Below are 13,598 nucleotides of genomic sequence, written 5' to 3' on the forward strand. Positions count from 1 at the left end.
CTCCCATGTCCGGATCCTCCAGTTTCCAAACAGGTGCTTAAGCCCCTGATGGTGAGTGTCACAGCTTCAGGTAGGAAACGACTGAAGTCGTTACTACGAACACCGGATAACGACTGAAGTCGTTACTACGAACTAAGAGGAATAACGCCTGAAGGCGTTACTACGAACATTTGACCAATGACCAATGACCAATGACCAATGACCCAACTAAGCCGATCGCTGTTGGTTCAAGAGTTCGTAAGCCGAGGTAAAATCTGCGGTGGTAATCCGGATTTGGGCTGGATCGCTCATGTCTAGCGCCCGATAGCGGCGGATGGCTTCGACTGCGGCGCGATCGCCTAATAAGGCTAAATCTGCTCCATTCCAGCCCTCGGTGACGGTTGCCCAGTGATTCAAGTCTACCTCGGATAACGGACGTTCCTGATTGTGGACTTGCAAAATTCCTAAGCGACTGTGTATATCCGGTAAATCCACCATCAGTTGTAAGTCGAACCGTCCCGCCCGCAGGAGGGCTGAATCTATTGCCTCGGGACGATTTGTCGCGCCAATTACCAGAATATTGGCTTTGGTTGACAATCCGTCTAATTCCACGAGTAACTGTCCAACCACGCGATCGCTGACTCCAGAATCCCCCGTATGCTGTCCTCTGGCAGGGGCTAAGGTATCGATTTCATCAATAAATACCACACAGGGTGAGGCTTGTCGGGCTTTGGTAAATAATTCCCGAACCGCTTGTTCACTAGCCCCCACCCACTTACTGAGTAATTCCGGTCCATTGATACAGATAAAATTTGCTTTCGCTTGGGAGGCGACGGCTTTAGCTAACAGGGTTTTGCCCGTTCCTGGAGGACCCCAAAGCAGAATTCCCTTGGGCGATCGCGCTTTGGTTTGTAAATATAATTCCCGATTAATCAGCGCCCCTTCTACTGCCTCTCGCAGGGTCTGTTTAATGCTCTCCAATCCGCCAATTTCATCCCATGAAACATCAGGAGATTGCACTTCCACGGACCGCAAAACTGCTGGTTTGACGGCTTTGAGTGCTTCTAAAAAATCCCCCTGCTGAACTGTCATAGTCTCGGGAATATCCGCCTCAATGGAAGGCACTTGACGACGTAGGGCAGTATAGGCGGCTTTTTGACAAACGGCTTTCAAATCTGCCCCCACAAATCCGGTGGCTAATTCGGCAATTTCAGCTAACTGAACTGTCTCATCTAAAGGCATTGCGTCGGTGAGAATTTCTAATATTTCCAATCGTCCGGCGCAGTCGGGGACTCGAAACTGCACTTCGCGATCGAACCGTCCCGGACGACGCAAGGCGGGATCGAGGGCATCCGGTCGATTTGTGGCAGCTAAGACAATCACCCCTTGAGTTTGAGCAAATCCATCCATCAACCCCAACAATTGGGCTACCAGGCGTTTTTCCACTTCCCCCTCAACCTGAGAGCGATCGGGCGCTAAACTGTCAATTTCATCAATAAAAATAATACAAGGCGCACTGTTCACCGCTTGGTCAAAAATCCCCCGCAGTTTTTGCTCGGCTTCGCCGTAATATTTACTAATAACTTCGGGACCCACCAAGTCAATATAATTAACCCCCAACTCTGAAGCTAAAGCCCGAGCCGTCAGAGTTTTTCCCGTACCCGGAGGTCCTACTAACAACACCCCTCGGGTAGGTTCTAATCCAATTTTTTCTAATAAATCAGGACGTTTTAAAGGCATCCCAATCAGTTCTTTCAGTTCAGCTAAAACTTCTCGAAGTCCGCCAATATCTTTCATCGAAGAACCCGATTTTTTGGGCTTCGATACCCCCGGAGTCGGGGATGTAAAATTTGACCCGCCACCCGTTGAACTCGGACCCGTTGAACGAGGAGAAGAGGGTTGGCGAAAAGGACTGGCATCTACCGAAACCCCACCCGTCGAGACTCCGACGTTCCCAGTCCGGGGAATCGCGCCAGTCCGGGGTATGCTACTAATCGGACGAGTACGGAACTGCATATCTGCCTTGAGTTCTCCAGCTTCTATTTTCTCTTCCAAGGCTTTCGCGAGTTCTAATAACTGCTCAAACCCTTTAAATAAATCGTTCATGAATCGCTCTCCCTAATGATTAACAGTTCCGTTCTTGACCCCATTAATTTGGGTCTAAAATGCAGTGATTCACAGCATTTTGCTCTACCCTAAGATATGGAGAACGCCCCGGAATTGTTTAAGGGAGGTTCTTTTCAATCTAACGATTTATCCCTTAAATAGTCTTCCTCCAAAGGCTGATTTTATAGGGCATGGGTCCCTATATCCCAAGGTGTAGAGTCGGTTAGATTAAATCTTAGCATTTTTTGAAACCACCCCCCTCGTATCATGGCTCTGCCATGATATGCTTTCATCAGCGGCTTAAGCGCCTGTTTAAGTGTTATACAAACTCCCCTTCCGGTCCCCGGACCTTGGCAAGGTCCGGGTTAGGGTGGGGTTCTCTTGACTTGCAAAGCCAAGTCAAGAGGAATGAGTGGGTGGAGGGTCTCCCGTGAGAAGGCGATCGCCACTGATCCGAAGAAATAGGTTGGACCAACCTCTATACAAACGCTTAAACCGTTAAGGGTGCGTGAGGTGGCGATCGCCACCTCACGGGAGACCCCACCCTAACCCTCCCCTTGCCAAGGTCCGGGGACCGTTCGTAAAAACCCTACTCTATACACCTCCTCCCTCGTATCATGGCTCTGCCATGATATGCCCTCTCAGCGGCTTAAGCGCCTGTTCCCCGCCCCCACCAAATCCAAATTAAAACAACAAATCAGCAGCCCCTTGAATCCGCTCTAAAGCAGACACAGAACGAGGCAAAACCGGCAAATGAATCACCATTTGTGCCGGAAATAATCCCCAATCAATTTCACAACCCTCGCGATACCGATTATGAACCACATACCGTTGAGGAACTTCCATTTTTCGCAATGACTCCGTTAATCGCACCTGTTCCGCAACAATCGCCGCTTGTGCTTGAACCACCCCAATAAATTCTGTACAATCAACATCTTTTAACTGCTTCTGTGCTTTAACAACTTGTTGCCGCAACGTCCGCAATCGCCCCATAAATTCCACTCGCCCTAACACATTTTGATATTGAATCCACAACTTAAAAATCCAAGCCAGCCAATCCGCTAAAGCCGAAGGCATTTCTAAAAACCGCAATAAATGACCTGTTGGGGCCGTATCTAAAATAATTAAATCTTGTTCGTTGCGGTTTAATAAATCAAACACTTCAATTAAGGAAAGCATCTCATCAATTCCCGGTAGAGCTTGGGCAACAAGCATCCGCCATGCTTCAGGAGTATAGGCAATTTTAATGCTTCCCGGGTTCGGCCCTTCTCCACTCATCATTTCCGCTAATTCCCAGAGGTAGTTATCTCTAAATTCTTCCAGGATAATCTCAGCATCAATTTCTTGCCCGCTTAAATTATTCGTGATTTGAATCGGGTTATGTCCCAAATTTTGACCAAAAGCATCTCCTAAAGAATGCGCGGGGTCGATGGAAATGACTCGAATTTTTTTGTCCGGATAGCGATGAGCCAATCCCCACCCTAATGCAGCGGCAACGGTGGTTTTACCCACGCCTCCTTTCCCTCCAATTAAAATTAATTGGCGACCTTCTGCGATAAAATCAGGGAAGCTGGGGGTTACTTTTTCGGGCCAGTGAACGATCGCCTCGGGAGCCAATTCCACTTGTTCTAGGGCTTGCAGTTGGGGAATCAGGGCATCCAGTGCCTCTGCACCGAGAGGTTCTGTCGGTTGTTGGGGAAGGACAAAAATCGGGTGATTACCGGGTAGCTTGAGAAAGTTTTCAAGTAACTGTTGTTGTTCACTATAGCGGTCTAAATCCGCTTGAGGATTAAGGGAAATTTGGTTAATCAATAATCCGCTACAAGGAATTAATAATTCTTCCAAGCTAATGATAAATCGTCCAGTTTCTAACAAACTCATCGGTTCGGCGATCGCCACGACTAAGCAAGCGGTAAAGCTATCATCTTGCAGCAAGGCTCTCCCCTCGTTTAAGTCAGCTTTTAAGTCAACCAAAAACTCATCGGTTTCATCGGGGGTATAGGTTCCTCTAAAACTTTGAGAGATGGCACGATGTTTTTCCTGGAAGAGTTCTAAGGAATTTAAAACTACATCTAAGAAATCTTTGATGCCTAATAAGTTTAAGGTATGACCGGAAGGCGCCATATCAACCACAATTCTATCTACGACTTTCTCGGTGAGTAATCGTTGAATTTCTAGCAATCCCATGATTTCATCTAATCCGGGCCAGTCTAAATCCCAAACGGGAGTTAAATCTTCTCCCTCTACAAAACTTCCTCGTTCTACTAATAGTTCTAAGAATTTGCCATATTTTGCTTTAAATTCCCCCAATAATTCCTTGGCATCGAGCGATCGCACGCTTAAATTCGGCAAGTCAGGTAACGCTGTGGCGGCAGTGGTTACAGGAAGCTGCAACACATCCCCTAAAGAATGAGCTGGATCGGTGGAGATTAATAAGATAGAGTCTTGGGGAAAGAGTTTAGCCCAATGTCGGGCAAAGGCACAAGCGAGGGTGGTTTTTCCGACTCCCCCTTTGCCACTAAATAGAGCAAGGTGAAGGGAGTTGTACTGGGTAATCGACGTGAAATTTTTGTCCGTTATATTCATAGAAATTTCTCCCATTCCGGTTTTTGAATCTGCATCTGATTATCCCATTGTTCAAGCATCAGCGATCGCCCAATTTTATCCAAGCGGTATCTCCATCTGTTCCCATGTCGCACCAACAATCCGTCCGCGATCGCCTACCCAGTCCCCACTCCCTTCATTTAAGGGATAATAGGCGATTAATCCCGGTTCATCCCCTTGCAAGCGATGGGTGAAATCTCTGTGAATTTCTGCCTCGGTTCGCGCCACCTGCCAGAGTCTCACCTCGGCAATTTGACCGGCAAAAAAGGTATCCCGGGTTGGAAAAATCTGGGATTTTCCTAAGCAATAGTCTCCCGGAGTCTGTTCCAATCGTTCCGGTGCCGGTTGGGTGGCAAACCATTCGCCGTTGCGGTAAAACCGATAGGCGGTTCCGTCTTTTACCCAAGTGAGATGAACCCAGCGATCGCCGGTTTCAAAGAAGTTGAGCAAGACATTGGTATCAGGCGTTTTCTCCCCTAACCCTAGGGAGTGATACTGCAAGGCGCGATCGCCAGGACACAACGAGAGTCCCAGTTGATCTGAGTCCCCCTTACTCAGAATACCATGCCACCGTTCATCGTCCAACGTTGTCGGTTTGACCCACAGTGACAGGGTAAACGTGCGATCCATTTCCCCAAGTTGGGGAAGGATGACGATATCATCCTCTCCATCAAACGTCAGGACAGATTGTACAAAGTGGGGGAGGGGGGATTCCGGGAGGGCGATCGGCACTTCCTCCATTTGCCATGTCGCACCCCGAATTTTCCCGTGATTGGGTGGATTAGCGATATCCTGAACCTGTGTCCCCTCCCCTTCATTTAACGGCCAATAATACCGCAATCCCGGCTCATCCCCGCTTATATTATCGTTCAGATTCTGTTGAATTTGTTGCTCACTAAGCGCTATATTCCAGACTTGAATATCCGCCATTTGACCCCGAAAGTGCGAAACTGAATTCCCAATTCCCAATTTACCAAACCAATAAGTTGTACTATCGGTATAGAAACGTTCCGGTGCAGCTTGGGTGGCAAATAATCTCCCATTGCGATAAAACCGATACTCTGTTCCCACTTTGACCCACGCCAAATGTACCCAGTCTCCACCCGCAAAAAAGTTCAACAAGGGTGCTGCATGACGCAGGTTGAGGGAAGAGGCATCGGAGGTATGATAGTATAACGTTTGTTGATAATCAATCCCCCACAGTTCTGGTTTAAAGGCGGAGGGCCACCAGCGTTTGCCCATGATTCCATAGGGGTTCGGGCCGGCGATCGCCGGTTGTATCCAGAGGCAAATTGTAAAGGTGCTATCATTCTCGAAAGGGTCGTCCACTTCTATATAGTTGTTATCCCCAGCAAAGCATAAAACGGGCCGAAATACCCCGTCTGAGAAACTTTCACTTTTTATACATGGCTGGCCTTGTCCCCAGGTGGCCCCGATGATTTTCCCCCGGTTAGCGCATTTTGCTCCATCGGAGGCGATCGCCCCCTTGCCGTCATTGAACCCCCAGTAATAGGATAGTCCCGGTTCCTCTCCAGTTAAAGGACGGTGCAAATCATGGCGAATTTCCGCAGCAGTTCGGGCAACTTTCCAGACTCTCACATCCCGAATTGCCCCGGCAAAGCCTTTTTCCCCCATCCCAATCAGCGCTTGGGATTGATGCAGATAAAACCGATCCGGTGCCGGTTGGATGGCATATAACTCGCCATTGCGATAAAACCGATATTCTGTTCCTACTTTTACCCAGGCAATCTGTACCCAGCGATCGGCGCTTTCAAAGAATCCATCGAATGTATCCTGATATCGACAAGTTCCGGCAGCATCAAAAGAATCGTAATACAAACCTCCTTTCGGGGTAATTCCTAGTTGCAAAGGAGGTAAAGGCTCTCCGGAATCATTGTTGAACAAACCGCACCAACCCTGATCCAAAAAGGCGGGTTTAACCCACAGAGATAGGGTAAAGGTCCTGTTATTTTTAAAGGGAGTTTTAACTTCTACACTGCTATTAATCCCATCAAACCTTAAAGCAGACTGTAAGGATTTCGCAGAAGGGACAACTTCTGGTTCCAGTTCTGCCAGAGTAGGAGACATTACCGGCACTTCCATCGGTTGTTCTATCTCTTCCTCCTCAATCTTTGGGGAAGTTTCTTCGATTAAAATATCCGATTGGGTGTCAGTTATCTGCTCATCCCAGATTTCTGCTTCCTCAATTCCTAGGGAAGTTTCTTCTAGTAAAATATCCGGTTCGGTGTGGGTTTCTGGGGGAATTGTTGCAGGTTCTACCCCAGAGGAAGGAGAGGGAACAATCGAGGGGGTTAAAGTTTGCCGATCGCCACTTATATCCTGACTCGCTAAAGTTGCAATATCCGCCGAAACTAACGGACTATTCCAGATTTTAATTTGCGTAATCCGCCCTTGAAAAAAACAAGGACTCGCCCCACTTTGTTCCGTGGCCCCGGCCCCCACGCGCAGGGAATTGCGATCGTTCGGATGAAAGGGAATTCCGGACCGTTGCGCCACCAAACTGCCATCAATATAGAAGAAAACCGTTTGGGACTGTTCATCATAACTTCCGGCTAAATGCGTCCAGACCCCTTTTGAAGCTCTCGGTCCAGTCACCATAACCCAAGGCGCATCCAGTTGACCGCTACCGACCCAAAACTGCCAATTTCCTGCGGGATTCACACAGAAAAGATAGCCCCGTCTTCCCTCCTGAGCAGAACTACAAACTGAGGTTAAAATTGCTCGATAGCCAATTCCTCCTTGATATTCTACCCACAGTTCCACCGTAAACTGACGGGGATTAAAATCTCCTAAATAGGGAATTTCAATCCAATCGCTAGTCCCATTAAATGAGGGAATTTCGGGATAAGAATATCCCAGGTCAACTTCTTTCGCGGTGGGTGGAACGGCAACAGATTCGTTGAAAATCATTTGGGGGGATTCGTATCTGCTAATTGAGCGATCGGCATTCAAGCTAAACTCGACTCACGATATTGTTCCCTGGGATATCGATACAGTTTTAGATTTAGATCCCAAGGACAAGAAACCAGGTTTCTGGCCTAGCGTTGTTACGAATAGGCAAAAATCCTGTCAAGAAACCCGGTTTCTAACCCATTCTGTACCTCCGGCCCTAGTAAAGATAGAGTTTGGCGAGTTTAACCCAATTTACCATGAGTTAAAACCTCCGCAGGAGCCGAACGTTTGTCTGACGCCATGATTTCTTTAAATAGTTGCCCGAGAATGGTAAGGCTGTCAGTATTAGGAATTTTAGCCCGAGAGAGCAAAATATCACTACAAATTTCTCGAAAATCGGCACTGCTTGGCACTACGGGAATATTATTTTGGTGACAGACTGTGGCAACAATTAAACAAGCGCGTAAACCAGAGGATTTTTCAGGGGTCGTACTCCGTTCTCGAAAAGTCTTGACCAACTGCACAATCATTGCCGCATCCCCTCGGGTTAATCCCGATTTTTGGACAACAATCTCTTGTTGAGTGAGTTCATCGGGTTCAGGAATATCCAGGGTAATCAACCGATCCATTAAGGCATCCTGAGTTTCATGAACTCCGCAATATTCCTCGGGATTCGAGGTGAAAATCACGCGAAACTGGGGATGAGCCCGAATATATTCTGGTTGTTGTGCACTGGTTGGCAACACTAAAAGTTTTTCTTCTAAGACTGACAGCAGGACATTATTCACCTCGGGACGCGATCGATTAAATTCGTCATAAATCAGGGTAAATCCCTCTCGGCAGGCGGTGGTTAACCGCGCATCTGCCCAGGATTGACGATATTCATCTTCGACTTTAATCACGTTGTGAATAAAGTTGTCTACCACTTTTTTGCGGTTGTATCCCCGTTGGTTACCAATCAAGTCTGATGATTTGTATTCATCATCGCCAAACATCAAAACAATTGGACGTTCCAACAGATTAGCTAGATGAATAGCTAAGGTGGTTTTACCTGTTCCTGCGGGACCGCGCAGGTGGACAGAAAATCCCGCATGGAGATAGCGCAAGGCGCGTTTTGTCAGACGATGAATGGCAGGTGTATCGACAAAATTCTGGGATGTGGCTTGTAAAACTGTGGTCACAAATAACGTCTCCGCATCACGTCCATTGAGTTAGCGCTTGGGGGGATTCAGGGAAACCGCACCGGGTTTGGGACGGGGTTTAATTGGGGTAGGCGTTGTCCCCCAAACATACGCTTGTAGGTTGCTTACATAGGCACTGCGGTGTTGTTTTTCGGCAGTCCAAACTTGTTCCTGTTGCGATCGCGTTTCCTCTTGAAAAGCGGCAACGTCAGCTTTTAAGTTGGCATAAAAGTCCTGCAACAACTCGCTCACTTGCACCGCCATTTCTACTCGCTTGGCTGAGAATTCTTCTAATTTGATTTGAGTCTCATAGCGCTGTTCTAGGACCTGTTGTTGCCGGACTAAAATTTCCTGCTGACGTTGCACCCTAGCAGCGTTCCATTGTTCTCGCAAAGACACGACTTTTCCTCCCGATATAATCCCACCTAAATCATGGGCAAAATTTTAAAGACATTGCCGAGTCTGACTTTCCCTTCCCGGTCAATTTTTCATTTTTAATATATGGAAAATACCTGCTGCTGCTTTTCTGGCAGGCAGCAGGTTAGATCTCCGGGCGATCGCTATTTTCTATCCACTACAATGGATTAAGCCGCCGGTACAGCAGCTTGGGAAGTCAGCCCTACTGCTTCGGCATATTTCAAATAGGTTTCCACCGAGGCGATGACAATTCTAGCTTCGATCGCCAGCAGTTCGATTCCCACCAGGGATACCCGCACCCATACATCGATCACGACTCCTTTATCTAAGATGCGATCGATGACTTCGGCTAGACTGGAAGATGAGTTGACTTTTTCAACTGCCATGATGATTGCTCCAAAGTGTAAATAAAGACTTGGACTTTCCCACCCCTTGATTCAGGTGGACTAATGACTTGATTGAGTCCATTTAACATGAAAACACTTGGTTTTTATGTCAGAGATGGTTCTCTCCCCCTTCCTGCTGCCCCCTTCAAGACGCAACATTCAAAGGGATCCCTCCGACTACGGTTTAACCCCAAAAATTAGAGGAAGAACTGGGTCCGTTCGCCTTGATGTTTTATCTGGACAAGTCGAACTGAAACAACATCCCTCCCTTGACCTTTCCGGTGTTTTGCCGTTCTGCTGAAATCCACCCCCCTTCTTTCTCATTACCCCCAAGGATTTTAAGCTGATTTAGTCCAGAATTCCTCTGCGTTTTATCCTGGCGCTCAGGGTGTTTTTTCAAGGGCTATCCAAAAGAGGCTATCGCAAAATCATCTCGTCAGTTTGCCGCGAGTTCCACACCCTGATTCGATGGGGGATTTGTTGAGGAAATCTACTTGTTGTTATCGTACCTCAGTCGGCAACCTCAATTATCAAGGAAATTACAAATTTAACAAAACTTTACAGAGAGATTTTTAGGGGTCTGGGAGTCCTGGAGGGTCTAGGAAGGCTATCTAAGTCTTTTTCTCTATCCCAGGGTTTAGTTTTAAATCATGTTTTGTGATTTTTGTCAAGAGAGGTAAATTCATAAGGTTGGGATATTGGAAATGCCTGAATTCTTGACTCCGAGATGGCGGGAGCCCCTAAAGTCGTGACTACAAACCCGAGAAATTGCAACATTTCTTTAGAATTGTTTACGAAAATATATGAAATGCATAACCGACTTTGATTTATGATATTATGACCTATGACCATTAACAGTCAGCCGAATGGAAGATTTAAGAAAAGATAGCAAGGATGCATCGGTTTAAAGGGAATTGGCGTGTTAGAATATCTAAATAAAAGTGGGGTCACTTTAAATCGTAAAAAACGGAGGTTTAGGTGAGCGATCGCAGTTGAAACAGGGAAAAATAGCAGAGGATATTCATTCGGTCTGATTGTTCTGATAGATTGAATGCTAGGGCGATCGCAATCAATCCCATCCCGGGAATTCCACAGCTTGGACCTAATGTTTTAGGAATGGCTGAATGCAGCCAACACCAGGCAAAACTGATTAAATCCCTTTACTGAGTTAAATTCATCGTGTCTTCTAACCCGATACAGCCAAAAAGCACTCCCTCCAACTCAAATCGAACCATTGCCACTTCGACCCAAGGCTCGACTTTAGCAGATATCCTCGAACGAGTCTTAGATAAAGGAATTGTGATTGCCGGGGATATTTCCATTTCTGTCGCCACAACAGAGCTACTCCATATCCGAATTCGCCTACTGATTGCCTCCGTAGATAAAGCGCGAGAAATGGGAATCAACTGGTGGGAAAATGACCCTTATTTGAGCAGTAAAAACCAAGATTTAATCGAAGAAAACCGCCAATTGCACGATCGCCTGCAAATTTTAGAAGCCGAAATGCGATCGCTCAAAGCCCTCACTAGCAGTCCTCCCATTCCTGAAACCAACCCCGAAACCACTGGAAACGTTGGCGAGATTTAAACCCGGTCAAACCATTAAGAAAACCGCACCCTCATGGCATTAGCTGAAACCCCGTCCGACCCTTCCAAAATCAGCGAAATTCTCCCCACTCGTCGCGCCATTAACAGTAAAGCGGGGTTAGCATCCCTCGTCTTAACCCTTGTCGAATTGATTCGGCAATTAATGGAAGCACAAGTGATTCGTCGCATGGACGAACAAGTGCTCAATGAAACCGAGTTAGATGCTGCAGCCGAGAGTTTACAAAAACTAGAAGAAGAAATCCTGCGCTTGTGCGATATCTTCGAGATTGACCCTAATGATTTGAACCTGGACCTCGGAGAAGTGGGTACTCTGTTACCCAAACCAGGCAGCTACTATCCCGGCGAACCTAGTCAAGAAGCGTCGGTATTAGAATTACTAGACCGCCTCTTAAATGTCGGCATTGTGGTCCAAGGAGACATCGACATCGGCGTAGCAAATCTGAATTTAATTCAGGCCAAGCTCAGGTTAGTTTTAACCTCTAAACCCCTGTAACTGTTGTTAAATCAATTAAACCAGAAATTAAGATGAGCTTAGGGTTTTATCTATACGGAATTTTACCCAGACCCCTGCCAGACACCTTGGCGATCGCTGGACTGGATCGCGAACCCGTTCATAACCAAACCATTGAGGGATTTCATTTCCTCTATTCCGAAGCCAAACAAACCAAATATCTAACCTCGCGGCGCAATTTATTAGGCCATGAAAAAGTCTTAGAAGAGGCCATGAATGCCGGATTTCGCACCTTACTTCCCCTGCACTTTGGATTAGTCGTCAAAACCTGGGACACTGTAATCCAAGACTTAATTACTCCCTATCAGGAGAAACTAGAAACCCTGTTTCAAAAACTGGAAGGACGCCGAGAAGTTAGTGTTAAGGTATTTTGGGAGAGTAAAAGCGAAATCGAAGCATTACTAGAAGAAAATCCTAGTTTAAAACAAATGCGGGATGCGAGTTTAGGGAGAGCTTTAAGTATGGAAGAAGTCATCAATATCGGTCAGATGATAGAAAGCAGCTTAAAGTTTAGAAAACAAGCCGTGATTGCTGCATTTCAAACCGGACTAAATCCCTTAGCGGAAGAAGTCATCGAAAGTGACCCCATGACTGAAGAGATGATTTATAATACCGCCTATTTAATTCCTTGGGACCGGGAAATGGAATTTAGTCATGCAGTAGAGGCGATCGATAAAACCTTTGGCGATCGCCTGAGAATTCGCTATAATAACTTTACTGCCCCTTATACCTTTGCCCAACTCGAATCAGAGGGATAACCCCATGCTTTTTGAACTGTTAACCTTTCCCCTCTCAGGACCCCTTGGCGGCATCGTCTGGTTAGGGGAACAACTCCTAGACCGAGCAACCAGCGAACTTGATGATATTCAAAATGTCCAAAAACAGTTATTAGCCTTACAACTCGCCTTCGACATGGGCGACATTTCCGAAGAAGACTTTGAAATGCAGGAAGAGGAACTGTTGCTAAAAATTCAAGCAATGGAAGAAGAAATGGAGGAAGAAACCGAAACCGAGGAATTCGAGGAATTTGTCAGTGAAGATGGTTTATCTTCTTTCTCTGTGGTAGTTTTGGATTAACGGTTTGGTGAATTACCCGCACCCTGAAGGGTGGGGCTACACGGACAAAGCCCGCCCTTCGACCCTTCGACCCTTCGACGGGGCTCAGGACAGGCGGGGCTCAGGGCAGGCTTTACTCAGCACAGGCCTGCGCGGGCTGACTTTAAAAGGATTTTATCATGTTTAATATTCGAGATGAAAGGTTTTAAACTGATTAGAATTAACCCGAGTAATCGGTTCAGCAATGGGAGATGGAGATAAACTTGAATGGTCCACCCTAGGCTTAATTTCCCCAAAAATAGCCGCCCCAACCTTTCCAGAAGATTGCCGCAATTCCTGAATCGCCTTTTCTTTCGACTCAATTTGACTATCCAATAGACTTAATTGAGAATTCAACAACTCCATCCGCTGTTTCATCATCTGAAGCTCATGCTGGATCCGCTGTCGCTTCGTCATCATTTTATGGAGTTCGACTTGTTCCCCCGCCTCACAGTTCTTGCGAGGAGTGGGGCTAATTTTTGCAGGCATTGAAGAGGGGGGTTTAATTCTAGGCATGGGTTTTCTCGCAGACTCTAGCTTATGATACCCAAATCAAGTGGCGATCGCTAACAAGAAACCGATAAATGCAATATTTTTTCATTCCAGGGGAAAACGCCCGATTGAGAAATTTCAAAAAAAATGGTTTCTGTATTCATAGAGAACCTCGGGTTTTATGATAATTTTTATAGACTCTCCATCAGTTTAACTCACCGGGAGAAACCCGGCATTTTTTGGAATGGAATTGCCAGGGTGGAGTCAAGAAATAGGGAGGCGATCGCACCTCATTAGGGTCACTTAA

The 13,598-nt window shown here is 46.5% G+C and carries 11 protein-coding genes; 4 read left to right on the forward strand and 7 right to left on the reverse strand.

Annotation, left to right across the window (positions count from 1 at the left end):
* Positions 1 to 207: 207 nt before the first annotated feature.
* The 6 genes from J0895_RS23920 to gvpA all read right to left on the reverse strand — a co-directional run bounded on the left by J0895_RS23920 (position 208) and on the right by gvpA (position 9,586).
* The gene (locus J0895_RS23920) at positions 208 to 2,085 is read right to left on the reverse strand and encodes an AAA family ATPase (RefSeq protein ID WP_207090490.1); all 1,878 of its coding nucleotides are present in this window, start codon (positions 2,083 to 2,085) and stop codon (positions 208 to 210) included.
* Positions 2,086 to 2,769: 684 nt separating this feature from the next.
* Positions 2,770 to 4,671 (reverse strand): ArsA family ATPase, encoded by a 1,902-nt coding sequence (locus J0895_RS23925; RefSeq protein WP_207090491.1) that lies wholly within the window; start codon positions 4,669 to 4,671, stop codon positions 2,770 to 2,772.
* Between the two features lie 75 nt (positions 4,672 to 4,746).
* The gene (locus J0895_RS23930; protein ID WP_207090492.1) at positions 4,747 to 7,620 is read right to left on the reverse strand and encodes a LamG domain-containing protein; all 2,874 of its coding nucleotides are present in this window, start codon (positions 7,618 to 7,620) and stop codon (positions 4,747 to 4,749) included.
* A 224-nt stretch (positions 7,621 to 7,844) separates the two neighbouring features.
* Positions 7,845 to 8,783 carry a gas vesicle protein GvpN gene (gene gvpN, locus J0895_RS23935; protein ID WP_207090493.1) on the reverse strand — a complete coding sequence of 313 codons (939 nt, stop codon included), beginning with the start codon at positions 8,781 to 8,783 and terminating at the stop codon, positions 7,845 to 7,847.
* Positions 8,784 to 8,813: 30 nt separating this feature from the next.
* Positions 8,814 to 9,182, reverse strand: a complete 369-nt coding sequence (locus tag J0895_RS23940) for a hypothetical protein (protein ID WP_207090494.1) — start codon at positions 9,180 to 9,182, stop codon at positions 8,814 to 8,816.
* Positions 9,183 to 9,367: 185 nt separating this feature from the next.
* Positions 9,368 to 9,586: a gas vesicle structural protein GvpA gene (gvpA, locus tag J0895_RS23945; RefSeq protein WP_015146561.1), complete on the reverse strand. Its 219-nt coding sequence runs from the start codon at positions 9,584 to 9,586 to the stop codon at positions 9,368 to 9,370.
* Between the two features lie 1,179 nt (positions 9,587 to 10,765).
* On the opposite strand from gvpA, the gene J0895_RS23950 reads away from it, so the two are divergent.
* The 4 genes from J0895_RS23950 to J0895_RS23965 are packed head-to-tail and all read left to right on the forward strand — an operon-like array spanning position 10,766 to position 12,781.
* On the forward strand, positions 10,766 to 11,173 hold the full coding sequence (locus tag J0895_RS23950; protein ID WP_422894349.1) for a gas vesicle protein: 408 nt from the start codon (positions 10,766 to 10,768) through the stop codon (positions 11,171 to 11,173).
* Positions 11,174 to 11,206: 33 nt separating this feature from the next.
* On the forward strand, positions 11,207 to 11,686 hold the full coding sequence (locus tag J0895_RS23955) for a gas vesicle protein K (protein ID WP_207090495.1): 480 nt from the start codon (positions 11,207 to 11,209) through the stop codon (positions 11,684 to 11,686).
* A 32-nt stretch (positions 11,687 to 11,718) separates the two neighbouring features.
* Positions 11,719 to 12,462, forward strand: a complete 744-nt coding sequence (gene gvpF / locus J0895_RS23960) for a gas vesicle protein GvpF (protein WP_207090496.1) — start codon at positions 11,719 to 11,721, stop codon at positions 12,460 to 12,462.
* A gap of 4 nt (positions 12,463 to 12,466) precedes the next feature.
* Positions 12,467 to 12,781 (forward strand): gas vesicle protein GvpG, encoded by a 315-nt coding sequence (locus J0895_RS23965; RefSeq protein ID WP_207090497.1) that lies wholly within the window; start codon positions 12,467 to 12,469, stop codon positions 12,779 to 12,781.
* Positions 12,782 to 12,943: 162 nt separating this feature from the next.
* On the opposite strand, the gene J0895_RS23970 is transcribed toward J0895_RS23965, so the two are convergent.
* On the reverse strand, positions 12,944 to 13,288 hold the full coding sequence (locus J0895_RS23970; RefSeq protein ID WP_207090498.1) for a prefoldin domain-containing protein: 345 nt from the start codon (positions 13,286 to 13,288) through the stop codon (positions 12,944 to 12,946).
* Between the last annotated feature and the right edge of the window lie 310 nt (positions 13,289 to 13,598).

Source organism: Phormidium pseudopriestleyi FRX01 (assembly GCF_017313335.1).
In the GTDB taxonomy this organism is placed as follows: domain Bacteria; phylum Cyanobacteriota; class Cyanobacteriia; order Cyanobacteriales; family Laspinemataceae; genus Laspinema; species Laspinema pseudopriestleyi.

Excerpts from the sequence above, each read along its gene's own strand:
- gvpF (WP_207090496.1), top strand. The coding sequence starts at position 11,719 with ATGAGCTTAGGGTTTTATCTATACGGAATTTTACCCAGACCCCTGCCA.
- J0895_RS23970 (WP_207090498.1), bottom strand. The coding sequence starts at position 13,288 with ATGCCTGCAAAAATTAGCCCCACTCCTCGCAAGAACTGTGAGGCGGGG.
- J0895_RS23925 (WP_207090491.1), bottom strand. The coding sequence starts at position 4,671 with ATGAATATAACGGACAAAAATTTCACGTCGATTACCCAGTACAACTCC.
- J0895_RS23920 (WP_207090490.1), bottom strand. The coding sequence starts at position 2,085 with ATGAACGATTTATTTAAAGGGTTTGAGCAGTTATTAGAACTCGCGAAA.
- J0895_RS23930 (WP_207090492.1), bottom strand. The coding sequence starts at position 7,620 with ATGATTTTCAACGAATCTGTTGCCGTTCCACCCACCGCGAAAGAAGTT.
- gvpA (WP_015146561.1), bottom strand. The coding sequence starts at position 9,586 with ATGGCAGTTGAAAAAGTCAACTCATCTTCCAGTCTAGCCGAAGTCATC.
- J0895_RS23955 (WP_207090495.1), top strand. The coding sequence starts at position 11,207 with ATGGCATTAGCTGAAACCCCGTCCGACCCTTCCAAAATCAGCGAAATT.
- J0895_RS23965 (WP_207090497.1), top strand. The coding sequence starts at position 12,467 with ATGCTTTTTGAACTGTTAACCTTTCCCCTCTCAGGACCCCTTGGCGGC.